This is a genomic window from Shinella sp. 1A1 (assembly GCF_055379515.1).
The window spans coordinates 195019-218155 of sequence record NZ_AP039671.1; the positions used below are offsets into that span (position 1 = coordinate 195019).

Genomic DNA, 23137 nt, shown 5'->3' on the forward strand with positions numbered 1-23137 from the left:
CGCCCTGTTTCCGCGGGAACAGAGGCGGCGGGAGCGAGGGCGCATAAGAGTGTCCGGGAGGGCGGCGTGCGATTGACGCGCCGGCCTCCATCAGGTCCAATCCGTTTCCGGCCCGTCCGCGAAAGGCACCCAGATGCGAATGCTCAACGCCCTGAGCCCCATCCAACTCAGCCGGAGACTCTTCATCGCCGGCGGCGCGCTGGCGCTGACGGGCATCGGCATCCGCGCCACGCAGGCCAATGCCATCATCGGCAAGGCCGTCGAGATCACCGGCAATGTCAGCCGCCGGCAGGCGAACCGTCTGGAGGGCCTGAAGGCCGGCGCGAGCCTGATGGACCGCGACTTCGTCTCGACGGGCAAGGAAAGCTTCGCGGAACTTGCCCTCGGCGACGATACCAGCCTCCTGCTCGGCAGCGAGACGGAACTCCTGATCGATACCTTCATCGCCGGCCAGGGCGGCACCATCGAGCTCGGCACCGGGCAGATGGTCTTCGACCGGCCGGAAGGCCTCGCCAAGATCGACCTCACCATGCGCACCGCCTTCGGCATGATCGGCGTGCGCGGCACGAAATTCTTCGCCGGCCCCAATCGTGGCGTCTTCGCCGTCTTCGTCGAGCATGGCCGCGTCGAGGTGACGGGCGGCGGCGTGATGAAGGCGGTCGGCCGCGGCGAGGGCGTCGAGATCCGGGCGCCGGGCGAGGCACCTGGCGCGGTCACGCAATGGGGCAAGGCCCGCATCCGCGAGGCCTATGCGAGCGTCGGCATCCGTTAATCCAGCGTGAAGAGCGCCATCGTGCCGAAGCCGCGGATCTCGTGGCTGCCGATGGCGCGTAGCGTCCGGCCGGCCTCGCCGGCCGCGCGCGGGCCGACGCAGATCTGCGTGCCGAGAAACTTGTTGGCATCCTGCAGCCGTGCGGCGAGGTTCACCGCATCGCCGTGCGCCGTATAGTCGAGCTTGCCGCCGGTCCCCACTTCCCCCAGCACCGCCATGCCGGTCTCGACGCCGATGCGCGTGCGGCCGAAATCCTTGTCGAGGAAAGCGGGGCGGCGGCGCATCTCCTCCGTCAGGGTGCGGATCTCGTCGGCGCAGGCGAGCGCCTTGTCGACATGCCGGTCGAGATCGTCGGGCGCGTTGAAGAGCGCATGCACCGCATCGCCCACCACCTTGTCCACCATGCCGCCATGGCGTGCGACGAGGGCGTTCACCTCGGAGAAGTAGATGTCGAGCAGCCTGACGAGGTCATGCGGCCCGATCTTCTGGGCGAGCGCGGAAAAGCCCTCGATGTCGGTGAAGAGCGCCGTCACCTGCCGCTCCTCGCCCGCCACGCGCCCGAGGTCGGGATTGTCGATATAGCGCGAGACGACGGATTGCGGCAGGTATTGCGCAAAGCGCTGGCGGGCCGTCGCCTCGGCGCGGCGCACATGGGCATATTGCAGGAGGCCGGTGACGAGCGCCGCCGTCGCCACGATCAGCGACATGCCGACCGCATCCGAAAGCAGCGCCATTCGCAGATAGAGCAGCACGGACGCGCCGAAGACGAGGCCGATGAGGCCGATGCCGGCTATCGCCGCCCCGAGCGGCCGCAGCCGCGCCGCCGCCAGCGCCGCCGCCGCTCCCACGACGAAGGCGAAGCCGGCCTCCAGCGGCAGGAGGCCGAGGTCCCGTGTCGGGATGCGATCGGTGAGGATGGCGTTCGCCACGTCCGCATGGATCTGCACGGAAGGTTCGAGCGTCATGGAGGCACTGGTGCGAAGCCCGCCGAGATTGGGCAGGCTGCTGCCGATCAGCACCACCTTGCCGGCGATCCGCTCGGCCGGCACGCGCCCGGCAACCACGTCGCCGGCGGAGAAGGTGCGCGCGGCGATCACCGCCGGTCCGCTCGCCACGAAGCGCAGGCTGCCGTCCTCGTCGAGCCGCAGGATGCGCGAGTCCTGCCGCAGCCAGGCGGGATTGCCGCCGAGGACGGGGGTATGTGCGCCGGCCGCAAGCCGCGCGGCCTCCACGCCGAGCGCCGGATAGGCCGCATTGCCGAGGATGGCATAGGCCTGCACGCGGCGCACCACCGCATCCTCGTCGCCGACGAGGAAGGCGGCGGCAGCGGCGCTGGACCTGTCCTGCAGGAAGGCGCAGGAGCTTTCCGTTCCCTCAATGAACCAGAGGTCCGGCACGCCGACCGGCCGCTGCAGGGCGAGCTTGGGAACGGGATGGGGCGCGCCGTCCGGCGTCTCGCCGATGAGGAAGCCGAGCACCGTCGGCACCCGGCCGATAGCGTCGGCAAGGGCGGCATTGGCCGGCTCGTCGGCTGCGCAATCCGTGCTGAAGATGAAATCGAAGGCGACGGCCGCCGGCCTTGCCGCCGCGAGCCGGTCGACCAAAGCGGCCGTCTCGGCCCGCGTCCAGTCCTTGTTCGGCGCGCCCTGGAAGGCCTTGCGGTCGATGTCGACGACGACGATCCGGTCGCTCTGCGCCGTCGGCATCGCCTGCGTCAGCGCGTCGAAATAGGATTCGCGCTGGCGCTCCAGCGCCGTCTCGCCGAGGGCGAAAAGGGCGAGCGCGCCGGCAAGGCTGGCGACGAGGCCGGCGGCAAGGGGCCTGTATTTCTTGGCGATCATCTGGCCGGCGGCCTATGCGTCATCCGGCTCGGCAATGCCGTAGAGCCGGCCGACATGGCAATGGATGACGCCGTCATTGCGGCGGATGGCGCCGGCCTCTTCCAGCATCAGGATGGAGCGGTTGATCTTCGGCCGGCTGGCGCCGAGGATGCCGGCGATCTCCGTCTGGCTCAGCGAAAGCTGGAGATTGGCGCTGTCCGGCAGTTCCTCGCCGTGGATGGTGCGCAGCGTCGCCAGGAAGAAGCGGGCGACGCGAGCGTCGAGATCGTAGAGCGCGATGGTCTCGAGCTGCTCCGTCGTCTCGCGCAGCTTGGTGCAGAGATAGTGGATGATCGCCTGCGCGGCGGCCGGATGGCGCGCGATGAGGTCGAGGAAGTCGCGCTTGGCGATCACATAGCCTTCCGTAGCGACGGCCGCCGTGGCATCGGCCGAGCGCGGCTGGCCGTCGAGGATCGCCATCTCGCCGAGCACCGCGCCGGGCTCCAACTGGCGCAGCGACAGTTCCTTGCCCTGCGGCGTGATCAGCGAGAGCTTGATGCGGCCGGAAACCAGCGCGATGAGATAGGTGCCCTCGTCGCCGCGCTGGAAGATGACGGTGCCGGCCGGCCATTTGCGGTAGGTCGCAATAGTCGCGATCTCGCCGATCGTTTCCTTGCCGAACCCCTCGAAAATCGGAAAGGAACGCCAGAACGCAGCACTCCTGTTGATCTCGTTCATATCCGCTTTCCCCCGGCCGCTGACGGAGCGGGCACCTCGTGGGGAAATCTTCGCCCAGCCGCCGGGCGCTTGCAACAGAAAAGAGCGGCGTCCTGCGGCCGGTAGCGGATGGTGCGCTACCGGCAGATGCGCACCCGCTTGGTGACGATCCGGCCATAGGCGTCGGTCGTGCGGATGCGCTTGGTGATGCAGTTCTGCTGGTAGTGACCGTAATAGCCCTCGCCACGGCCGCCGGCTTTTCCGGAGGCGGTGAAGGCGAGGGTGACGGCGGCAAGGACAAGGATGGAAAGCAGGGGGCGCATGATGTCTCTGGAAGGGGAAGGGGAAGGGGAAGGGGAAGGGGGGAATGCGGGTCGCCTCCTTCTCGCACGAGGCGCGGTGCGTTTCTGTTCCGCGGGGAACAGGAGATCGTTCACAAAAAGAGAACGATCTGTCTTCTGATTGCCCGGCTTCCTTGACGAATGAAAGCTGCTATCTGTCCGCCAACGCAAACACCGAAGCCTCAGGAGCTTTTCATGCCGCAGAACGCCGTCGTCCTCGTCGGACGCATCCTCCTCGCCCTCATGTTCATCACGTCGGGCTATCCGAAGCTGATCGATCCGTCGGGCACCGCCGGCATGATCGCCGGTGCGGGCCTCCCGGCCGCCACCGCGCTCGCCTATGTCGCCGGCCTCTTCGAGCTGGTCTCCGGCCTCTTCATCCTCGTCGGCTTCCAGACGCGCATTGCCGCCTATCTGCTCGCTGCTTTCAGCGTCTTCACCGCTCTTGTCTTCCACAGCGGCACGATCAACATTCCGGACTTCCCGGAAGGCGCAAACGGCCTGCTCACCGTCTTCAACGGCCTGATGATGTGGAAGAACATCACGATCGCCGGCGGCTTCCTCGTGCTCGCCGCCTTCGGCCCGGGCTCCATCTCGCTCGACGCTCGCCGCGCCGCAGCCTGAACGACAGCCATATTCTGATCCTCCAGAAACCCTTCCCGGCCCGCCGGGGAGGGTTTTTCCGTATCTGGGGCCGTGCATCCGCTGGAAAGCCGCCGCTCTTGCTGCTATGCGCAGGCAAAGACAGTCATGCGGGAGATGCCGATGTTTTCCAATTCCTTTCCGGACCGAGACGTGATGGCGGAGCTGATGGCCCGCATGCTGTGGGAGATCAAGGCGGTGCATTTCCGCCCGGAAGAGCCCTACAAGCTCGCCTCCGGCATGGCCTCGCCGGTCTACATGGACTGCCGCAAGCTGCTCTCCTATCCGCGCATCCGCTCGGCCATCATGGATTTCGCCGCCGCGACCGTCACCCGCAATGCCGGCTTCGAGCGCTTCGACGTGATTGCCGGCGGCGAGACGGCGGGCATTCCCTTCGCCGCGCTCTTGGCCGACCGCCTCGGCCTGCCGATGATCTATGTGCGCAAGAAGCCGAAGGGCCACGGCCGCAACGCCCAGATCGAGGGCGTGATGGCGGAGGGCGCGCGCGTGCTCGTCATCGAGGACCTCGTGACGGTCGGCGGCTCCATGTTCACCTTCATCGACGCCATCCGCGCGGCCGGCGGCGTGGTGGAGCACGGCATGTCGCTGTTCTACTACGGCATCTTCAGGGAAGCCGAGGCGCGCTATGCCAATGGCGGCGTCAGGCTGCACCACATCGCCACCTGGCGTGACGTGCTGGCCGTCGCCCGCAAGGAAAAGCTCTTCGACGACGCGACGCTCGCCTCCGTCGAGGCCTTCTTCGATGCGCCGCTCGCCTGGTCGGCGAAGCACGGCGGCGTTGCGGAACTGCCGACCGCATAAAAATCGCTGGCGCTTTCGGTTGTGATCGTTTAAATCGATTGAAATTCCGATTGGAGGATACCGAATGATCCTGTGTTGTGGTGAAGCGCTGATCGACATGCTGCCGCGGACGACGACGCTCGGCGAGGATGCCTATGCGCCCTATGCGGGCGGCGCGATCTTCAACACGGCGATCGCCCTCGGCCGCCTCGGCGTTCCGGCCGGCTTCTTCACCGGCCTTTCCGACGACATGATGGGCGACATCCTGCGCAAGACGCTGGGCGAGAGCGGCGTCGACTACAGCTATTGCGCCACGCTGTCGCGCCCGACCACCGTCGCCTTCGTCAAGCTGGTCGATGGCCATGCGACCTATGCCTTCTACGACGAGAACACCGCCGGCCGCATGATCACCGAGGCCGAGCTCCCGGTTCTCGGCGCGGATTGCGAGGCGCTGCATTTCGGTGCCATCAGCCTCATTCCCGAACCTTGCGGCTCCACCTACGAGGCGCTGCTGGCGCGCGAGCACGAAAAGCGCGTCATCTCGCTCGACCCGAACATCCGCCCCGGCTTCATCAGGGACAAGGACGCCCATATGGGCCGCATCCGCCGCATGGCGGCCATGTCCGACATCGTGAAGTTCTCCGACGAGGATCTCGCCTGGTTCGGCCTTGAAGGCGACGAGGATGCGCTCGCCCGCCACTGGCTGCACCACGGCGCGAAGCTCGTCGTCGTGACGCGCGGCGCGCAAGGCGCGGTCGGCTATACGGCGGACCACAAGGTCACGGTGCCGAGCGAGCGCGTGACGGTGGTCGACACGGTCGGTGCCGGCGACACGTTCGATGCGGGCGTGCTCGCCTCGCTGAAGATGCAGAACCTGCTCACCAAGCAGCAGGTGGCAAAGCTCTCCGAAGACCAGATTGCAAAGGCGCTGGCGCTCGGCGCCAAGGCCGCCGCCGTCACCGTCTCCAGAGCCGGCGCCAACCCGCCCTGGGCAAAGGAAATCGGCCTCGCCTGAGAGGGTAAGCCTCTACAGCCTTCCCGCAAACAAAAAGGCCGGATCATCTGACGATGGTCCGGCCTTCGATCTATCGGCCCGGCGATGCCAGGCCCCGCTTCGCATCCACGCGATCAGCGCATCCGGCGGCGCTCGGCCGAGGGCTGGTAGGCGAGGCGCTGGTGATAGGTGCAGTAAGGCGAATTGTCCGGGGACTCGTTGCCGCAGAAGTGGAAGTCGTCGTTCAGCGGGTCGCCGATCGGCCACTTGCAGGTGCGCTCGGTGAGCTGCGTCAGTTCCAGCTTGCGCGACATCGGCACGACGACCCCGTTGTTGCCGTTGGCCGGAACCGGGAGCTGCGCGCTCTGCATGTCGAAATCGGCGTCGATCTCTTCCTTGGTCAGCGCGTTGCCGGCGGAGCGGGCTGCCGGGCGGGCAGCGACGGGGCGGGCGGCGAAGTTCGACGGACGCGGGGTCGCTGCTGCCGGGCGCTTCGGACGCGAGGCGGTCTGGGTTCCGCCGGCCTTGGCGCGGCCCGGCAGGTTCAGCCGGTGCACCTTGCCGATGACGGCGTTGCGGCTCACGCCGCCGAGCTGGGCTGCGATCTGGCTCGCGCTCAGGCCTTCGCTCCAGAGCTTCTTGAGTTTCTCGACGCGCTCGTCTGTCCAGTTCATCTCTCGTCTCCGTTCGGCGCACGCAATGCGCGAATCCGTCATCGCGCCCCGGACTGGTCCGGGACCTGAACGCCTTGACTCTTTTGGTGACTAGTTCCGCCGCATGCAGTCTAGTAATTGGTCTTTAACCTAGAGACCGGGCGACTCCGTGACAAGAGTCGCGGGAATCGGCGCGAATCGATTTCTAAGTTTTCCCCAACTTGCTGGTCGGGTGTGACTCGATAGCGACACCTTCCGCGCGTGCCGTGAATCCTCACCTTGCGGCAGGTTCAGCGGCATTTCGGCCCCGCGATTTTGTTGACAGGCCGGGGGGAAATGCCGATAGTGCGGCATGCCGCCGAAAGGCGGCTTTTGATTTTTCTGGCGATCGGAAAAGTCAAGCACGAAACTTTTTTCCGCATCTCTTTTCGGAGGATCCGCGCCATGGCCGATGCCGCGCCGCTCTATGAAACCTATATGCGTGCGCCTCTGCGGTTCACGCGAGGAGAGGGCGTCTGGCTCGTCACCGAGGATGGCGAGCGCTATCTCGATTTCGCCGCCGGCGTCGCCGTCAATTCGCTGGGCCACGCCCATCCGCATCTCGTCGCCGCGCTGAAGGACCAGGCCGACAAGGTCTGGCACCTGTCGAACCTCTATGAAATCCCGGGCCAGGAAAGCCTCGGCCGCCGGCTGACGGAAGCGACCTTCGCCGACAAGGTGTTCTTCACCAATTCGGGCGCCGAGGCGCTGGAATGCGCGATCAAGACGGCGCGGCGCTACCATTTCGCCAAGGGCCATCCCGGCAAGTACCATATCCTCACCTTCGAGGGCGCCTTCCACGGCCGCACCATCGCCACCATCGCGGCCGGCGGGCAGGAGAAATATATCGAGGGCTTCGGCCCCAAGGCCCCGGGCTTCCTGAAGCTGCCCTTCGGCGACATCGCAGCCGTCAAGGATGCGATCACCGAGGAAACGGCCGGCATCCTCATCGAGCCCGTGCAGGGCGAGGGGGGCCTTCGCCCCGTGCCGAAGGAATTCATGCAGGAGTTGCGCCGGCTCTGCGACGAATACGGCCTGCTGCTCATCCTCGACGAGGTGCAGACGGGCGTCGGCCGCACCGGCCGCCTCTTCGCCCATGAGAGCGCCGGCGTCACGCCCGACATCATGGCCATCGCCAAGGGCATCGGCGGCGGTTTCCCGCTCGGCGCCTGCCTTGCCACGAACGAGGCCGCCGCCGGCATGGTCGCCGGCACGCACGGCTCGACCTATGGCGGCAACCCGCTCGCCATGGCGGTCGGCAATGCCGTGCTCGACGTCGTCCTCGAGGACGGCTTCCTCCAGCATGTGCGCGACGTCGCGCTGGTCTTCCGCCAGGGGCTTGCGGCGCTGAAGGACCGTTTCCCCGAGGTCATCGAGGATATCCGCGGCGAGGGCCTGATGCTCGGCATCAAGGCGAAGGTTCCGGTCGCCGATCTCCTCAAGGCCGTGCGGGCGGAAAACCTGCTCGCCGTGCCGGCCGGCGACAACGTGCTGCGCCTGCTGCCGCCGCTGGTCGTCACGGCGGAAGAGGCGCGCGAGGGGCTCGCCCGCATCGAGCGGGCGGCGGAAAAGCTGACGGCGGCCGTGAAGGCCGCTTAAGGGACTGGGACAGACAGGACATATCATGGCCAAGCATTTTCTCGATCTTTCCGCCGTTTCGGAAAGCGATCTCCGCGTCATCATGGATGACGCGCACAGCCGCAAGGCCGCCAGCAAGGCCGGCACGGAAGGAAAGCCGCTCGCCGGCAAGATGCTGGCGATGATCTTCGAGAAGCCCTCCACCCGAACCCGCGTCTCCTTCGACGTCGGCATGCGCCAGCTCGGCGGCGAGACGCTGTTCCTGTCGGGCACCGAAATGCAGCTCGGCCGCGCCGAGACCATCGGCGACACGGCCAAGGTGCTGTCGCGCTATGTCGACGCCATCATGATCCGCACCACCGATCATGCGCGCCTGCTGGAGCTTGCCGAGCACGCCACCGTGCCGGTCATCAACGCCCTGACGGACCTCACCCACCCCTGCCAGATCATGGCCGACATCATGACCTTCGAGGAGCATCGCGGCCTCGCCAAGGGCAAGACCTTCTCCTGGATGGGTGACGGCAACAACGTGCTGCATTCCTTCGTCGAGGGCTCCGCCCGTTTCGGCTACACCATGAAGATGGCCGTGCCGATGGGCTCCGAGCCGGATGACAAGATCCTCAACTGGGCGCGCGACAACGGCGGCAATATCCTGCTCGGCCATGACCCGGAAGCCATCGCTGATGGCTCCGATCTCATCGTCACCGATTGCTGGGTCTCGATGAACCAGGAGCACCGCGCGCGCGGCCACAACATCTTCCAGCCCTATCAGGTCAACAAGCAGCTCATGGCGCGCGCCGACAAGGATGCGCTCTTCATGCACTGCCTGCCCGCCCATCGCGGCGAGGAAGTGACCGACGAGGTGATCGACGGCCCTCAGTCCGTGGTCTTCGACGAGGCGGAGAACCGTCTGCACGCGCAGAAGTCGATCCTTGCCTGGTGCTTCGGCGCCGTCTGACGCGGCCTTGAAATATCTGAGGGCAGGCACGATCTAGGTGCCGACACCCGGCGCCGGAAGGCGTCGTCTCTGGCGCTTGCCCGCCCGGTATGGAATGATCGGGCGGCAGGAGCGCGAAATCACGATAGACGCTGTCGGACGTGGCGGGGCGCAAGGCCCGCGGCGCGGCGGTGTGCAAGGAGCAGAACGATGATGGCTGAAAACGCCCTGAAACTCGGTGAGCCCGGCTTTGCCGGCGACGACCATGTCCTGCCGTTCCAGGTGGAAGGCCTCGATGTGCGCGGCAGGGCCGTGCAGCTCGGCCCGATGCTCGACGGCATTCTCGGCCGGCACGATTATCCCGCGCCCGTTGCCCGCCTTCTGGCCGAGGCGATCACGCTCACCGTGCTGCTCGGTACCTCGCTGAAATTCGAGGGCAAGCTGATCGTCCAGACCAAGGGCGACGGCCCCGTCGATCTGCTCGTCGCCGATTTCGCCGCGCCGGAGAACGTGCGCGCCTATGCCCGCTTCGATGAGGCGGCGCTGGAGGCCGCCGTCGCCGAAGGCAGGACGGAGCCGCATGAGCTGCTCGGCAAGGGCATTCTCGCCTTCACGATCGACCAGGGCGCGCATACGCAACGCTACCAGGGCATCGTCCCGCTCGACGGCCACACGCTGGAGGAGATCGCCGGCGTCTATTTCCGCCAGTCCGAGCAGATCCCGACCAAGGTGCGCCTCGGCGTCGCCGAGCTCTACGACCGCGACGAGGCCGGCAAGGCCCGCCATCGCTGGCGCGCGGGCGGCATGGTCGCGCAGTTCCTGCCGCAATCGCCCGAGCGTATGCGCCAGGCGGACCTTCCCGGCGGCGACGGCGACGAGGCCGGCCACAAGATCGATGACGACGACAACTGGGCTGAAGCCAAGACCATGGTCGAGACGATCGACGCCGACGAGTTGACCGATCCCAATGTCGGCACCGAACGGCTGCTCTATCGCCTCTTCCACGAGCGCGGCGTGCGCGTCTACCAGCCGCAGCAGGTCTTCGACCGCTGCTCCTGCTCGCGCGAGAAGCTGAAAGGCGTCCTTGCCGGCCTCAGCGCCGAGGAGATCGCCCATACGGCGGATGACAAGGGCGAGATCGCGGTGACCTGCGAGTTCTGCTCGACGACCTACCGCTTCGAGGCGGCGGAAGTCCTGCCGCAGTAAGGTCGGCGACTGCCCCTCATCCGCCTGCCGGCACCTTCTCCCCGCAAGCGGGGAGAAGGGAAGGATGCGGCGGCTCGTTTTTCACTTGCGACGAGAATTTGAGGAAGCCGGTGCCATGGGTCTCCTTCGCCCCGCAGCCAAGGAGAAGGCGGCCGGCAGGCCGGATGAGGGGCTATCTACTCAATTGAGGGTGCGCGCCTGTCCCGGCGTATCCAGCGAGAACGCCGGAATGGCGACGTCGAAGGCTTCCCCCGTCTCCGCCTCCATGCGATACCGCCCGAACATGATGCCCGACGGCGTCTCCAGCGGGCAGCCGGAGGAATATTCGTAGGTATCGCCCGGCCGCAGCACCGGCTGCTCGCCGATGACGCCCGGCCCGTTGACCTCGTCCACCTGTCCGTTCTGGTCGGTGATGTGCCAGTAGCGCGTCATCAGCCGCACCGCGACGTCGGAATGGTTGGAGATGACGACGCGGTATCCCCAGACATAGCGGCTGTCGTCGGGATCGGACTGATCGGCCAGATAATATGGCTCTACGGTCACTTCGATGTCGCGGGTCAGCGCACGATACATGGGAATGCCTTGGAATTTATTAGGCCCAGCTATTCTACAGGAATGTGGCTGCGTCAAGAACATGCAAAGAAGGCACCGGCCGCCCTGGCCGGTGCCTTTCCATCGTTTCCTTGATGGCGCGGTTTACGCCCCGACTTTGGCAAGCGCCCGCGCGAAATCCTCCAGCAGGTCCTCGCTGTCCTCGATGCCGGCGGAGAAGCGCACGGTGCCGGGCGAGATGCCGAGTTCGGCGCGGGCCTCATCCGTCAGGTTCTTGTGCGTCGTCGTGGCGGGATGCGTGATGAGGCTCTTTGCGTCGCCGAGATTGTTGGAGATCTTCACCACCTCCAGCGCATCCTGCAGCGCGAAGGCCGCATCCTTGCCGCCCTTCAGCTCGAAGCAGACGAGCGTCGAGCCGCCCGACATCTGCCGGGCGATGATATCCGCCTGCGGATGGTCCTTGCGGCCGGGATAGATGACGCGGGCGACCTGGCTCTGGTCGGCGAGGAAGTCGGCGAGGCGGCTCGCATTCTCCGTCTGCTGCCTGACGCGCAGCGGCAGCGTCTCGATGCCCTTCAGCAGCGTCCAGGCGTTGAACGGCGACATGGCGGGGCCGGTATGACGGAAATAATCCTGCAGGTGCTCGGCGATCCACTCCTTGTCGGAGAGCACGACGCCGCCGAGGCACCGGCCCTGCCCGTCGATATGCTTGGTGGCCGAATAGACGACGATATGCGCGCCGAGCTCCAGCGGCTTCTGGAAGAGCGGGGTCGCGAAGACATTGTCGACCACGACCTTCGCGCCGATCTGGTTGGCGAGCTTCGCCACGCCGGCGATGTCGACGACTTCCAGCGTCGGATTGGTCGGGCTTTCGAGGAAGAACACCTTGGTATTCTTCCGGATCGCCTTTTCCCAGTTGGCAAGGTCGCGGCCATCGACCAGCGTGCATTCGATGCCGTATTTCGGCGCCAGCGTCTCGACCACCCAGCGGCAGGAGCCGAAGAGCGCGCGGGCCGCGACGATATGGTCGCCGGCTTTCAGCTGGCAGAGGATGGCGGCGGCGACGGCGGCCATGCCGGAGGCGGTGGCGCGGGCGTCCTCCGCGCCTTCCAGCAGGCACATACGCTTTTCGAACATGTCGTTGGTGGGGCTTGCATAGCGGGCGTAGATGAAGCCGTCCGTCTCGCCCTTGAAGCGGGCCTCGGCCGCCGCCGAGGTGTCGTAGACGAAGCCTTGCGTCAGGAAGATCGCCTCGGCGGTTTCGCCGTGCTGGGAGCGGGTGGTTCCGCCGTGAACGAGTTGGGTGGCCGGGCGCCAGGACTTGCTCATGTGATCGTGCCTTCAAACAAAAAAACCGGCCGCGTAAGCAGGCCGGTTTGTCACCCGGCCTTTTTAGCTACTTGTTTTACGTGGCTGCAAGCCGGCCGGCCAAATCACCACGGGATAATCTGCTAATACTGCGGCCCTGCGCTTGCGTCAATTGCCGGCATTTGGTTTTGTGCGAGCCCTCTGAGAGGGACGGTACGACCATGGTTTCTGCGACGCGCAGCACGGGCATTCTGGCGGACAACGCCATTCGCGGCTTGTTCGAGAGCGGCAGGCTGAAGAGCGAGGCGGCGCTGGACGGCGACCAGATCCAGCCGGCAAGCCTCGACCTGCGCCTCGGCGCGAAGGCGTTTCGCGTGCGCGCCAGCTTCCTGCCCGGTCCCTCCCATCTCGTCGCCGACAAGCTCGACCGGCTGCAACTCCACGTCATCGACCTTTCCGAGGGCGCGGTGCTGGAGACCGGCTGCGTCTATATCGTGCCGCTGATGGAAAGCCTCGACCTGCCGGCGGACCTCGCCGCCTCGGCGAACCCCAAGAGCTCCACGGGCCGTCTCGATATCTTCACCCGCGTCATCACCGACCGCGCGCAGGAATTCGACAAGATCCCGGCCGGCTATTCCGGCCCGCTCTATCTGGAAATCTCGCCGCGCACCTTCCCCATCGTCGTGCGCCGTGGCTCGCGCCTGTCGCAGATCCGTTTCCGCAGCGGCAACGCCCTGCTCGGCGAAAGCGAGCTGCTGGCGCTGCACGCCTCGGACACGCTCGTCGCCAGCGAGACGCCGAACGTCTCCGGTGGCGGCATCGCGCTTTCCATCGACCTCAAGGGCACCGGCCCGGACGGCCTCATCGGCTATCGCGGCAAGCACCACACCTCCGTCGTCGATGTCGACCGCAAGAATCAGCACGACATCTACGATTTCTGGGAACCGCTGTTCAGCCGCGGCCGCAACGAGCTGATCCTCGATCCGGACGAGTTCTACATCCTCGTCTCGCGCGAGGCCGTGCATGTCCCGCCGCTCTATGCCGCCGAGATGACGCCCTTCGACCCGCTCGTCGGCGAGTTCCGCGTCCACTATGCCGGCTTCTTCGACCCCGGCTTCGGCCACGCCCCCGCCGGCGGCTCCGGCAGTCGCGCGGTGCTGGAGGTGCGCAGCCATGAAGTGCCCTTCATCCTGGAACACGGCCAGATCGTCGGCCGCCTCGTCTACGAGCACATGCTGAACGCCCCCGAAGGGCTCTACGGCTCCGGCCTCGGCTCCAACTACCAGGCGCAGGGTCTCAAGCTCTCCAAGCATTTCCGCGCCGGCTGAGACCGGTCTTTTCGCCCTTTACAATGAAGTTAAACGTTTTTATCGTGCGATAGACGTTTGATGACCTTCGCGCGGGGCGAGGGAAGACGAGCCAGACGGGACGCGATGCCAAGACCCACGATCAAGACCATCGCGCAGGAGACGGGCCTTTCGATCGCCACCGTATCGAAGGCGCTGAACGACAGCCCGCAGGTGCGGCCGGAAACGCGCGCCATCGTCGTGGCTGCCGCTGAGCGCGTCGGCTACCAGCTCAACATGCATGGCGTGCAGCTTCGCACCGGCAAGACCTACCAGGTCGCCGCCATCATGACCGCGCCTGGCCCCAAGCAGAACGAATGGGAGGGCGTCGAATACGCCCAGCTCCTCAGCGGCATTTCCTGGGCCCTGGAGGAAAGCCCCTACCGCGTCTCGCTCTATGCCGTGCGCAATTTCGAGGAGAGCCTCGCCACCATCCGCCAGATCGTCTCCTTGAAGAAAGCCGACGGCATCATCGTGTCCGGTACCCGAGCGGACGATCCGCGCGTGCGCATCATGCAGGAGGCGGATTTCCCCTTCGTCACCTACGGCATCACGCTCCACAATGCCCCGCATGCCTTCGTCGACGCCGACAACGACCGGATGATCCGCCACTCCGTCGCCCGCCTCGCCGAACGCGGCCACCGCCGCATCGCCCTGGTCAATCCCATGGCCGAGCTCAGCTACGCCATCGTCCGCCTGGAAGCCTACCGAGAGGCCCTCGAAGCCGCCGGCCTCCCGTTCGACCCCGCCCTCGTCGCCCACGGCCATCTGACGCCCGCCTTCGGCCGGGAGAACGTGCTTGCAATGTCGGCCTTGCCGAACCCGCCGACCGCCTATATCTGCGCCAACGAAGCCTCGGCCCTCGGCGCCTTCTCCGGCTTCCACGAACGCGGCCTCGTCCACGGCCGCGACGCGGTGATCAACGCGACCGACGACCTCAATGTCAGCCAGTACTTCGCCCCGCCGATCACCACCTATTACCTGCCGATCCACGAGCCGAGCGAACTGCTCGGCCAATACATCCTGCGCCGCATGGAAGGCGAGCCGCCCGAGGCTCTGCAGGCGCTCATCATGCCCCAGCTGATCGAACGCTCCGACGACCGGCTCGCTTGATGTGCCAGGGTAAACAGTTGAATAGGTGCATCCGGCGCTGGGTGAGGGCTTCTTAAAGTCCCAACCGCTCGCCAGCGTAGACGCCATCACGCAACGGGCGCCACCACCATTCATTCTCAAGATACCAGCTTATGGTCTTCGCGATGCCGGTGTCGAAGTTCTCGCGGGCGCTCCAGCCGAGCTCGGTCTCGAGTTTGGTCGCATCGATGGCATAGCGTGCGTCGTGACCCGGTCGATCCGGCACGAAGCGGATTAGGCTGCTATGAGGCGCGGCGCCGGGGCGCGCTTCGTCCATCAGCGAGCAGATACGATGCACCACATCGACATTGCGCTGCTCGTTGCGCCCGCCGATGTTGTATTTCTCTCCCGGCCGGCCCCGAGTTGCGACGAGATAGAGCGCTTCTGCGTGATCCTCGACATACAGCCAGTCCCGAATATTCGCACCGCTGCCATAGACGGGAAGGGGCTTTCCTTCCAGCGCGTTGAGGATGACAAGCGGGATGAGTTTTTCCGGGAAGTGGTATGGGCCGTAATTGTTGGAACAGTTGGAAATGACGATTGGCAGGCCATAGGTGCGATGCCATGCGGTCGCCAGGTGGTCGCTTGCTGCCTTCGATGCCGAGTACGGCGATGAAGGGTCGTATGGGCTGGATTCAATGAACAAATCCGTGCTGCCGAGCGAACCATAGACCTCGTCGGTCGAGACATGAAGAAAGCGGAACGCCTGTTTCTCTGCGGCCTCGAGCTCGTTCCAGTATTGGCGGGCTTCCTCAAGAAGCGTGAAGCTGCCGATGATGTTGGTCTGAATAAACTCCGCCGAGCCGCTTATCGACCGGTCCACATGGCTTTCCGCCGCAAGGTGCATGACAATCTCGGGACGAAATGTACCGAATACTTCGCTCAAGGCGGCCCGATCACAGATATCGGCCTGAAGGAAGCGATGGTTCGGGGCGTTCTCAATGGCCCGTAGCGATGCGAGGTTGCCTGCATAGGTCAGCTTGTCGATGGTGAGTACGTCCGCGCCCACCTGGCCGACGAGATAGCGCACCAATGCCGAGCCGATAAAGCCGGCGCCGCCGGTCACAAGAATGCGCATGCTGATGTTTCCTTGCTGGCGATCTCGTTCAGGTCTCGGCGAGTTTCAGAAGATAGGCGCCATAGCCGGTCTTCGCGAAGCTTTTGCCATGCTCAATCAACTGGTCACGCGTAATCCAGCCATTTGACCACGCAATCTCCTCGATGCATGCGATATACGTGCCTGTACGCTTCTGAACAGTACGCACGAATTCCGAGGCCTCCAGAAGGCTGTCATGCGTGCCGGTGTCGAGCCAGGCATAACCGCGTGACATACGCTCCACATGCAGCGATCCCTCGTTGAGATAGAGCCGATTGATATCGGTAATTTCGTATTCGCCGCGCGGAGACGGTTTGAGGTTGCGGGCTCGCTCCACGATCGTCTCGTCATAGAAATAGAGGCCCGTTACGGCATACCGTGATTTCGGCGACGCGGGTTTTTCCGCGATGCCGATGGCCCGGCCATTGGGTCCCAGTTCCACGACGCCGTAGCGTTCCGGGTCTTCAACCTCGTAGGCGAATACTGTCGCCCCGTGCCTGTGTTCGCGCGCCCGCATCAGCAGATTGATGAGGCCGGCGCCGAAGAAGAGATTGTCGCCGAGCACGAGGGCTGCCGGGCCACCCGCAAGAAAATCGGCGCCTATGGTGAATGCCTGCGCCAGCCCCTCGGGGTTCGGCTGCAGAGCATATGAAATCTCGACTCCCCATTTGGAGCCGTCGCCAAAGAGGTGCCGGTAGTTTTCGACATAGGCCGGGGAGGAGATAATGAGTATCTCGCGAATTCGTGCCAGCATCAGCACGGAAAGCGGATAGTATATCATCGGCTTGTCGTATATCGGCAGCAACTGCTTGTTTACCGCCAAGGTCGCGGGATGAAGCCGCGTACCGCTGCCGCCCGCAAGGATGATACCCTTCATACGCTTCCCTCTCTGCTGCCCTCGTTTACAGTCGGACGGACTGTTCTGGCAATCCGCACTCCGCAATAAACTGGCAACGCGATCCCTTGACTGGCGTGCCCAGCCAATCCTGGGTCGGCAATCGGAACGGGGCTATTTTTCGAGGAAAGGCGTCTCGGCGAAGTGAGCATGAATATTGGCAGCCTGCTTCATATCGACTAAAGCCTGCACTCAGTGACCAGATGCCAAATGTGGGGACGTTTCATGCCTAGCGTTGCGCCAGAAACATGAGTGCGCCGGAAAGTACACTCACCGTAAAAACGCAGAACGAGTCACGAGCGCAGTCGCTTGCGTTTGCTCTTCTGTTGGCAATGACGGTGTCTGCGTCTGGTGGTCTCATTCTTTTAGCCCTGCGCCTTCCGGCGGGAGGGAGTGCCTTTTCAATCGGCCCTCTGCATTTTTTGCGCGGTTTCGGCTTGATGCTGGCATTCGTCCTGTCGCTCGCTTTGATGATTGAGAAGCGATCGCGACCGTCGAGCATAACGCTGGTGCCGGTCGCGCTCATTTCCCTGTTTGTGCAGGGGGGGGCGATGGTTGCTCCTTTTGCGGATGCGGCCTTATTGCTCTCCCTTCTCGTCCTTCTGGCTAAGGCAAGGCAACGGCAGTTGTTGTCTTGCAAGCAGCTCGGGGCAATGCTCTTCTTAGGATTCGTGATTGCGGGCGCCGGCATGGCGGCCATGGTGCTAAAAGGCTATTCGCATCCTCTCGCCTTCGAAAATGCGCTTCTCGGTCGGCAATTCAGAGATACTCTTTTTCAGGCCTCCATTGCAGGATCGTTGCAGTACTCGCACGTCGCTTCGATTGGTCTCGATGGTTTGGTGGGATTAAACTACCACACGCTCAGTCATCGTTTAATCGGGGCATTTGCTACCTGGTCTGATCTTCCTGATCTGATGGCCTATAGCCTCTTCGTTCCCGTCGTCGGGATTCCGGTTCTTATATTTCTCGTTCTCACCAGTTTGGCAGTGTCGCGGCAGGCCACGGCCGTCTCGGCTGATCCTTTCGTGGCGGTGATGGCGTTAGTGGCTTTAGCTCTACTGCTCAACACTGCAGCCCTTATGTCTATCTGGTTCTCCGAAAGCTTCGTGATCGGGCTTTGGGTGCTGATGCTTGCCTTGCTTGTTATGGCTTGTTGTGAACCCAGAAAGGTCGATTTTGCGACAGGGGCTAGCCTCGCTCTTCTGGTTTTTCTCGCGTCTCAGGCGAAAATCTCTGTTGGGGCGATCTTGGCGTCTGGTGTTTGTACCTGGCTTGCATTGTCTTTCGGCATATGGGGCTTTGTAATGGCAGCTGTTTTCGGAGCGATGCCTTTCCTGTTCGTATATTTTTCGAGTTATTCTCGAATCGTTTCGGATGGAGGAGAGATGTTTGGGCTGTTTTATTTGTATAGGCGCGTTCCGGAGATATTTATCGCGGTAATTTTGGGATTTTTTGTCATATATAGGTTCAATAAATTTGATGTAGAATGTAATAAATATATTTTGAAATTTAGAATTTCAATTTTTGTAATGTTGTTAAGTGGCTTTATTTGTGGGGTAATTTTGAGATTGCCTGGCCTCGCGGAAGCTTATTTCGTGTCTCCTGCGCTCTGGGCTGTATTATTTTACATTGGATTTGAGAATCAGGTGGCGGACTGGCCGCCGAAAGGCAGTTTTGTCTCACGTCGCACAATTGCCGTTGTAGCAGCGCTTTTAGCTGCAATTTTGGCTATTCTAGTGTTCACGAGAGCAAAGCCACAGCGAATAGTGCATGCTTACTTGGAATCTCTTGGAGCGATTGCGCAGGTTTCGAACGGAGAAGGTACACGAGGATTACTCGCAAGAACTGTCTTCGGCCAGATTGTTGATCAGATTGAGGCTGATCCCACGATTGAAGCGGTGCAAGTCGATCCCCGTGTGCGTCAGATCTGGGACGGACACGAATTTTGCTGGACGGCATCTTTCGTCATTCCGGCCACGACCCGAAGACCGATGCTGGATGGGCTGCCACCCCTCGCGGACCATTGCGAACTGCCGCTGACCTACGGCTTTGCCGACTACCGGCCGGAAGTCTCCTCGGCGAGGATACTCGATGATGCCGCGGTTTGCGAAAAAGCCGCAACCCTTTCGCTAAAACGTATTCTTCGCGTTGGCCCCGACGGGATGACGACCCTGAATTGTGAAAATTGAAACCCACTCCGCTAGGACGCTTGGAGCCACGCATGGCCAAGATGCAACATCCCTTCAATCATCCCTCGTCGATTGGCAAGGAACTTGAATATATTCAGGACGCCATCGCCCGGGGTCAGCTTTCGGGGGATGGCTATTACACCCGCCTTTCCAGCAGGCTGTTGATCGAGGCGACCGGCGCGCAGGCGGCTCTTCTGACGCATTCCTGCACGGCAGCGCTTGAGATGGCGGCGATCCTGTTGGATCTGCGTGAGGGCGATGAAGTAATCATGCCGTCCTTCACCTTCGTTTCGACGGCAAATGCCGTTGCCCTTCGCGGGGCGACACCTGTTTTCGTGGATATCGACCCCAGAACACTCAACATCGATCCGGAAGCTGTTGCACGTGCCATTACCCCGCGCACGAAATCGATCACGGCAGTTCACTACGCGGGTGTCCCGGCGGACATGGATGCGTTACGTGCCCTGGCCGATGCGCACGGCCTGTCTCTGGTGGAGGATGCCGCGCAGGCCCTCGGCTCGACCTATAAGGGTCGCAAGGCCGGTCAACTTGCCGACATGGCCGCTTTCAGCTTCCATGAAACGAAAAACATCATTTCGGGCGAAGGCGGAGCGCTGACGATCTGCCGGCCCGACCTGATCGAGCGGGCCGAGATCATTCGCGAGAAGGGCACCAATCGCTCTCGCTTCCTGCGTGGTCAGGTAGACAAGTACACGTGGGTGGATATCGGCTCCTCCTTTCTGCCCGGCGAGTTGATCGCGGCTTTCCTTGCCGCGCAGCTCGAACAGGTCGAAAATCTCAACAGGCAGCGCCTGATGTTTTGCCAGCTCTATGCCGAAGCCTTCGCTGACCTTGCAGAGCGCGGACGGGTGCGGCTGCCGCACTGCCCGCCTGACTGCGAAAGCAACGGGCATATGTTTTATTTGCTGCTGAGGGACATAGAGGACCGTGACGCTTTCATTTCCTTTATGCGGGAACGCGGCGTTGCAACGCCCTTCCACTACGTACCGCTGCATAGCGCGCCGGCCGGTTTGCGCTACGGTCGTGCAAGCGATGCGCTGGCCGTGACCGACGATATCTCCGGGCGTCTTGTTCGCTTGCCGGTGTATTTCGGCATGGAAACCCACATCGAGCCGACGATCGCTGCTGCTCGCGCATACCTGCTTGCCGATCACCTGTGAGCGAAGGGGATGAGGCGGTCTCGCCTTGGTTTTCGTCTGGATTCCTGAATCGGGTTCATGGTAACGGTGCCCGGTTCTCTGGAAACATAGCGAAGAGGTTGGAATGGCAGAGCGGACAAGCGGGCTGCATCGCCTCGTCACGGTTCCCGCAATTTATGCGGCAATCCAGAACATTCTGGGCGGCGCGGAAGGCCGCAAGCACGTTGCAGATCTTCTTTTCGCTGGGCTGGAGGGCAAGAAGGTTCTGGAGGTCGGGTGCGGTCCGGGAAGTTGGGCGCCGTATCTCTCCCATGCAGCGGCCTATACCGGCATTGACTGGAACCCGCGCCATATCGAAACAGCCCAGCTGAAGTATGGCGGGGATTCTGTTCGGTTCATCCATGGTGATCTCGCCGATCCGGCGCTGATTGCAGATATAGGAGCGCCGGATGCGGTCGTCGGTATTGGAATTCTTCACCATCTCGACGACGCGATCGCAGCAGACCTGCTGAAGCGGATCGCGTCCCTGTTGGCGTCTGGCGGGCGTTACGTTGGAATTGAACCCGTTCTGCATGCCGGACAAAATCCGGTGGCGCGTCTTCTCAAGGCGTTGGACAGTGGCAGGAATATCCGTACGGAACCCGCATACCGCGCGCTTCTAGGCACACAATATGCGCATATCAGCACCGTTATACGCACCGATATGATGCGCTTGCCGTATTCGCATTGTATAATTGACGGGATTGTCTCGTGACGACGGTGGTGATCCTTCAGTCAAACTATATACCTTGGCGGGGCTATTTCGATCTCATCCGTCGGGCGGATCATTTTGTGTTTTACGACACTGTTCAGTACACAAAGGGGGATTGGCGTAATCGTAATCGCATTGTCGCAGCGTCAGGGCCGCTATGGTTGACGCTACCAGTAATCACCGCCGGTCGACTGTATCAGAGAATTGATGAGACTCTTGTCTCTGACATTGGGTGGGCTGAAAAGCACGTTTCCGTGTTGAAGAATACGCTTGGAAAGGCGCCTCTTTATGCATCTTATCTTGGGCCGCGTTTAAAAGAATGGTACACGGCCCTCTCTGAAGAGCGAAATCTTTCGCGGATTAATCGCTTCTTTGTCGAAGCTGTCATGGCAGAACTTGGCGTGTCAACGTCGCTGCATAACTCTGCGGATCTTTCTCAGGAAGGCGATAGAACTGGGAGGCTTGTATCGATGTGTCGGGCACTCGGCGCAACACACTACCTGAGCGGTCGCTCCGCTCAGGTCTATTTGGATGTCGGCCAGTTTACCACAGCGGGCATCGCCGTGGAGTGGATGGAGTATCCCGCCTATCCGGCCTATCGACAGATGAATGGAAGTTACGAGGCCGGGGTATCTGTCTTGGATGCGCTGGCCCATCTTGGACCTGAAGGATTGTTTGCCTGATACTCGTTATTTTCCGGCTGCGGAAATATTTTTCCGACTCTTTTTGCGGAAAAAGAGTAGCAGGTGCGTTGAGCGTGTGGGGATTTGTTTTGTTAGGTAGGATGAAAATGCGCTCCCAAATTGTATGGTGGGAAGCTTGTCGATAGTCCGCTCCACCGCCATGCGTTTCATAGTCACCGGCGTCGTCGTCAATCTCACCCTGTACGGATTGTTTGCCCTTCTTACCTATCTCACGGTTGAGTACCGCATTGCGGCTACTGTGACTTATGTCCTCGGAATGTTCTGGGGATACCTGCAAAACCGTGTATGGTCCTGGCAAAGCAGTGCGCCGATAAGACGTTCATTTTGGCGCTACCTTGCGGCGTATGTTCTTGTCTACGTCATGCATATCGCCTTTATGACAGTACTCGTCGACGGCTTCGGTGTTTCACCGCTCTTGGCGGCTTTACTCTCTGCTGTTGCGCTGATCGTACCGCTCTTTCGTGTTCTGGATCGTTTTGTCTTCGAGGAAGTAACTGATGTCGCAGATTGATCCCGCTGACCTTTTTACTGACCCTAGCGAACGGTCCCGCATCATTGCCGAAGCGGCATTCGGATTGTCGGAAATTGGAGGAGCGCTCGATGTGCTGTCTGCGGGAGCACGGGTCCTCGAGGTGGGCTGCGGCACGGGCTTCCTCCTGGCAAAACTTGCAGGTCTTCGGCCAGATCTGTCGTTCTCCGGACTTGAGCCTCTCGGAAAAGGGTTCTCCGCCTTTGAGGCCACTTTGGAACGGGTTGAGGCGGCTTTCGACAATCTAAAGATTCACCGCACGGGGATCGAGAATTTTGCTTTGCCTGATGGAGAAGGGCCTTTCGATCTTATTTTCTCTGTGAATGTCTTTGAGCACCTTGAAGATTGGAAGCAGGCGGTGGCGAACAGCACGGCCCTGTTGACGCCCAAGGGCGCTATAATTGTCCTATGCCCCAACTATGCGATTCCTTACGAGCCGCATTTCGGAATTCCGATTGTTGGCGGACCTGTACGGACACGACAGCTTTTTGCCCGACATATTGAAAAGGTTGAGCAGGAGGTTGACGCGCACGGACTCTGGAACTCGCTCAATTTCATCACTGTTCCGGCCTTATCGCGCGAATGCCACCGTCTGGGTATCGACTTGACCTTTGACCGCGGCGTCATGGCGCGAATGTTGCTGCGTTTGGACAGCGACCCTGAATTCCGTACTCGGCAGGCGACCATTGCGGGCTTGGCGCGTCTGCTACGCGTGCTTGGTGTTGGCCGTTTGTCCCAATGTCTGCCTGCCAGGTTCAGTCCGTATATGAAGGCCTTCATTAGGAAGCCTGTAGTTGCAGCCGGGATGACATCTGAATAGTCGTTGAGCGAGCTTTAGTCGCCCGTTACGTGGCCCGATCTACAGGTGGTCGCTGATCCATCTTGGCGAATAGATAAACTGTATTTTTGTGAAGAGGATACTTCTCATGCTTGGAGCCGGGATTGGGCTTGTTTGGAGGGATATGACGAGTTTGAG

The 23137-nt window shown here is 62.4% G+C and carries 23 protein-coding genes and 1 riboswitch; of the genes, 15 read left to right on the plus strand and 8 right to left on the minus strand.

Annotated elements, in window-relative coordinates; translation table 11 throughout:
* Positions 1-151 precede the first annotated feature (151 nt).
* Positions 152-772 carry a FecR family protein gene (locus tag ACZ48C_RS00990; RefSeq protein ID WP_464782753.1) on the plus strand — a complete coding sequence of 207 codons (621 nt, stop codon included), beginning with the start codon at positions 152-154 and terminating at the stop codon, positions 770-772.
* On the opposite strand, the gene ACZ48C_RS00995 is transcribed toward ACZ48C_RS00990, so the two are convergent.
* From ACZ48C_RS00995 to ACZ48C_RS01005, 3 genes are all read right to left on the minus strand, one after another.
* Positions 769-2610 (minus strand): CHASE2 domain-containing protein, encoded by a 1842-nt coding sequence (locus tag ACZ48C_RS00995; protein WP_464782754.1) that lies wholly within the window; start codon positions 2608-2610, stop codon positions 769-771. The genes ACZ48C_RS00990 and ACZ48C_RS00995 overlap by 4 nt on opposite strands.
* 15 nt (positions 2611-2625) lie before the next feature.
* Positions 2626-3330, minus strand: a complete 705-nt coding sequence (locus tag ACZ48C_RS01000) for a Crp/Fnr family transcriptional regulator (protein WP_464781906.1) — start codon at positions 3328-3330, stop codon at positions 2626-2628.
* A 116-nt stretch (positions 3331-3446) separates the two neighbouring features.
* Positions 3447-3632 carry a hypothetical protein gene (locus ACZ48C_RS01005; RefSeq protein WP_119257482.1) on the minus strand — a complete coding sequence of 62 codons (186 nt, stop codon included), beginning with the start codon at positions 3630-3632 and terminating at the stop codon, positions 3447-3449.
* A gap of 213 nt (positions 3633-3845) precedes the next feature.
* Here ACZ48C_RS01005 and ACZ48C_RS01010 point away from each other — a divergent pair, with 213 nt between their 5' ends.
* The 3 genes from ACZ48C_RS01010 (at position 3846) to ACZ48C_RS01020 (ending at position 6108) form a co-directional block, all read left to right on the plus strand.
* Positions 3846-4274: a DoxX family protein gene (locus tag ACZ48C_RS01010; RefSeq protein WP_245424857.1), complete on the plus strand. Its 429-nt coding sequence runs from the start codon at positions 3846-3848 to the stop codon at positions 4272-4274.
* Positions 4275-4415: 141 nt separating this feature from the next.
* Positions 4416-5114, plus strand: a complete 699-nt coding sequence (locus ACZ48C_RS01015) for an orotate phosphoribosyltransferase (protein ID WP_318910781.1) — start codon at positions 4416-4418, stop codon at positions 5112-5114.
* 64 nt (positions 5115-5178) lie between these two features.
* Complete coding sequence (locus ACZ48C_RS01020; protein WP_464781907.1) at positions 5179-6108, plus strand: carbohydrate kinase family protein; 930 nt, start codon at positions 5179-5181, stop codon at positions 6106-6108.
* 113 nt (positions 6109-6221) lie between these two features.
* Here ACZ48C_RS01020 and ACZ48C_RS01025 read toward each other — a convergent pair whose 3' ends face one another.
* On the minus strand, positions 6222-6761 hold the full coding sequence (locus ACZ48C_RS01025; RefSeq protein WP_119257512.1) for a GcrA family cell cycle regulator: 540 nt from the start codon (positions 6759-6761) through the stop codon (positions 6222-6224).
* A gap of 423 nt (positions 6762-7184) precedes the next feature.
* Between ACZ48C_RS01025 and ACZ48C_RS01030 the strand changes: the two genes are divergently transcribed.
* The 3 genes from ACZ48C_RS01030 (at position 7185) to ACZ48C_RS01040 (ending at position 10500) form a co-directional block, all read left to right on the plus strand.
* Positions 7185-8378: an aspartate aminotransferase family protein gene (locus ACZ48C_RS01030; RefSeq protein WP_318910784.1), complete on the plus strand. Its 1194-nt coding sequence runs from the start codon at positions 7185-7187 to the stop codon at positions 8376-8378.
* Between the two features lie 25 nt (positions 8379-8403).
* Positions 8404-9315: an ornithine carbamoyltransferase gene (argF, locus tag ACZ48C_RS01035; RefSeq protein WP_464781908.1), complete on the plus strand. Its 912-nt coding sequence runs from the start codon at positions 8404-8406 to the stop codon at positions 9313-9315.
* Between the two features lie 192 nt (positions 9316-9507).
* The gene (locus tag ACZ48C_RS01040) at positions 9508-10500 is read left to right on the plus strand and encodes an Hsp33 family molecular chaperone (protein WP_119257767.1); all 993 of its coding nucleotides are present in this window, start codon (positions 9508-9510) and stop codon (positions 10498-10500) included.
* A 180-nt stretch (positions 10501-10680) separates the two neighbouring features.
* Here the strand turns inward: ACZ48C_RS01040 and apaG are convergent, their stop codons facing one another.
* Together apaG and ACZ48C_RS01050 are read right to left on the minus strand one after the other, a co-directional pair.
* Complete coding sequence (apaG, locus tag ACZ48C_RS01045; protein WP_119257514.1) at positions 10681-11073, minus strand: Co2+/Mg2+ efflux protein ApaG; 393 nt, start codon at positions 11071-11073, stop codon at positions 10681-10683.
* Positions 11074-11196: 123 nt separating this feature from the next.
* Positions 11197-12381, minus strand: coding sequence for an O-succinylhomoserine sulfhydrylase (locus tag ACZ48C_RS01050; RefSeq protein ID WP_119257515.1), 1185 nt, complete (start codon positions 12379-12381; stop codon positions 11197-11199).
* Between the two features lie 42 nt (positions 12382-12423).
* A riboswitch (SAM riboswitch) is annotated at positions 12424-12502 on the minus strand.
* Positions 12503-12581: 79 nt separating this feature from the next.
* Here ACZ48C_RS01050 and ACZ48C_RS01055 point away from each other — a divergent pair.
* Positions 12582-13688, plus strand: a complete 1107-nt coding sequence (locus ACZ48C_RS01055; RefSeq protein ID WP_464781909.1) for a 2'-deoxycytidine 5'-triphosphate deaminase — start codon at positions 12582-12584, stop codon at positions 13686-13688.
* 105 nt (positions 13689-13793) lie between these two features.
* Positions 13794-14819, plus strand: coding sequence for a LacI family DNA-binding transcriptional regulator (locus ACZ48C_RS01060; protein WP_464781910.1), 1026 nt, complete (start codon positions 13794-13796; stop codon positions 14817-14819).
* A 52-nt stretch (positions 14820-14871) separates the two neighbouring features.
* Here ACZ48C_RS01060 and rfbB read toward each other — a convergent pair whose 3' ends face one another.
* Both rfbB and rfbA read right to left on the minus strand, forming a co-directional pair.
* Complete coding sequence (rfbB, locus tag ACZ48C_RS01065) at positions 14872-15915, minus strand: dTDP-glucose 4,6-dehydratase (protein ID WP_464781911.1); 1044 nt, start codon at positions 15913-15915, stop codon at positions 14872-14874.
* A gap of 28 nt (positions 15916-15943) precedes the next feature.
* The gene (rfbA, locus tag ACZ48C_RS01070) at positions 15944-16810 is read right to left on the minus strand and encodes a glucose-1-phosphate thymidylyltransferase RfbA (RefSeq protein WP_464781912.1); all 867 of its coding nucleotides are present in this window, start codon (positions 16808-16810) and stop codon (positions 15944-15946) included.
* 266 nt (positions 16811-17076) lie between these two features.
* On the opposite strand from rfbA, the gene ACZ48C_RS01075 reads away from it, so the two are divergent.
* From ACZ48C_RS01075 to ACZ48C_RS01100, 6 genes are all read left to right on the plus strand, one after another.
* Complete coding sequence (locus ACZ48C_RS01075; protein WP_464781913.1) at positions 17077-19017, plus strand: hypothetical protein; 1941 nt, start codon at positions 17077-17079, stop codon at positions 19015-19017.
* 32 nt (positions 19018-19049) lie between these two features.
* The gene (rffA, locus tag ACZ48C_RS01080) at positions 19050-20198 is read left to right on the plus strand and encodes a dTDP-4-amino-4,6-dideoxygalactose transaminase (protein ID WP_464781914.1); all 1149 of its coding nucleotides are present in this window, start codon (positions 19050-19052) and stop codon (positions 20196-20198) included.
* A 103-nt stretch (positions 20199-20301) separates the two neighbouring features.
* Positions 20302-20931, plus strand: a complete 630-nt coding sequence (locus ACZ48C_RS01085; RefSeq protein ID WP_464781915.1) for a class I SAM-dependent methyltransferase — start codon at positions 20302-20304, stop codon at positions 20929-20931.
* The gene (locus ACZ48C_RS01090; RefSeq protein ID WP_464781916.1) at positions 20928-21611 is read left to right on the plus strand and encodes a WbqC family protein; all 684 of its coding nucleotides are present in this window, start codon (positions 20928-20930) and stop codon (positions 21609-21611) included. The genes ACZ48C_RS01085 and ACZ48C_RS01090 overlap by 4 nt, the downstream gene beginning before the upstream one ends.
* 136 nt (positions 21612-21747) lie before the next feature.
* A complete protein-coding gene (locus tag ACZ48C_RS01095) occupies positions 21748-22143 on the plus strand; it encodes a GtrA family protein (RefSeq protein ID WP_464781917.1) in 396 nt (131 codons plus the stop codon).
* The gene (locus tag ACZ48C_RS01100; protein WP_464781918.1) at positions 22130-22981 is read left to right on the plus strand and encodes a class I SAM-dependent methyltransferase; all 852 of its coding nucleotides are present in this window, start codon (positions 22130-22132) and stop codon (positions 22979-22981) included. The genes ACZ48C_RS01095 and ACZ48C_RS01100 overlap by 14 nt, the downstream gene beginning before the upstream one ends.
* The last annotated feature ends 156 nt before the right edge of the window (positions 22982-23137 follow it).

Bases quoted from the DNA above. Each gene is read 5' to 3' on its own strand.
- ACZ48C_RS01000 (WP_464781906.1), bottom strand. From the start codon at position 3,330: ATGAACGAGATCAACAGGAGTGCTGCGTTCTGGCGTTCCTTTCCGATT.
- ACZ48C_RS01010 (WP_245424857.1), top strand. From the start codon at position 3,846: ATGCCGCAGAACGCCGTCGTCCTCGTCGGACGCATCCTCCTCGCCCTC.
- ACZ48C_RS01050 (WP_119257515.1), bottom strand. From the start codon at position 12,381: ATGAGCAAGTCCTGGCGCCCGGCCACCCAACTCGTTCACGGCGGAACC.
- argF (WP_464781908.1), top strand. From the start codon at position 8,404: ATGGCCAAGCATTTTCTCGATCTTTCCGCCGTTTCGGAAAGCGATCTC.
- ACZ48C_RS01005 (WP_119257482.1), bottom strand. From the start codon at position 3,632: ATGCGCCCCCTGCTTTCCATCCTTGTCCTTGCCGCCGTCACCCTCGCC.
- ACZ48C_RS01030 (WP_318910784.1), top strand. From the start codon at position 7,185: ATGGCCGATGCCGCGCCGCTCTATGAAACCTATATGCGTGCGCCTCTG.
- apaG (WP_119257514.1), bottom strand. From the start codon at position 11,073: ATGTATCGTGCGCTGACCCGCGACATCGAAGTGACCGTAGAGCCATAT.
- ACZ48C_RS01020 (WP_464781907.1), top strand. From the start codon at position 5,179: ATGATCCTGTGTTGTGGTGAAGCGCTGATCGACATGCTGCCGCGGACG.
- ACZ48C_RS01100 (WP_464781918.1), top strand. From the start codon at position 22,130: ATGTCGCAGATTGATCCCGCTGACCTTTTTACTGACCCTAGCGAACGG.
- ACZ48C_RS01055 (WP_464781909.1), top strand. From the start codon at position 12,582: ATGGTTTCTGCGACGCGCAGCACGGGCATTCTGGCGGACAACGCCATT.
- ACZ48C_RS01025 (WP_119257512.1), bottom strand. From the start codon at position 6,761: ATGAACTGGACAGACGAGCGCGTCGAGAAACTCAAGAAGCTCTGGAGC.
- ACZ48C_RS01040 (WP_119257767.1), top strand. From the start codon at position 9,508: ATGGCTGAAAACGCCCTGAAACTCGGTGAGCCCGGCTTTGCCGGCGAC.
- rffA (WP_464781914.1), top strand. From the start codon at position 19,050: ATGGCCAAGATGCAACATCCCTTCAATCATCCCTCGTCGATTGGCAAG.
- rfbA (WP_464781912.1), bottom strand. From the start codon at position 16,810: ATGAAGGGTATCATCCTTGCGGGCGGCAGCGGTACGCGGCTTCATCCC.
- ACZ48C_RS01060 (WP_464781910.1), top strand. From the start codon at position 13,794: ATGCCAAGACCCACGATCAAGACCATCGCGCAGGAGACGGGCCTTTCG.
- ACZ48C_RS01015 (WP_318910781.1), top strand. From the start codon at position 4,416: ATGTTTTCCAATTCCTTTCCGGACCGAGACGTGATGGCGGAGCTGATG.
- ACZ48C_RS01085 (WP_464781915.1), top strand. From the start codon at position 20,302: ATGGCAGAGCGGACAAGCGGGCTGCATCGCCTCGTCACGGTTCCCGCA.
- rfbB (WP_464781911.1), bottom strand. From the start codon at position 15,915: ATGCGCATTCTTGTGACCGGCGGCGCCGGCTTTATCGGCTCGGCATTG.
- ACZ48C_RS01075 (WP_464781913.1), top strand. From the start codon at position 17,077: ATGAGTGCGCCGGAAAGTACACTCACCGTAAAAACGCAGAACGAGTCA.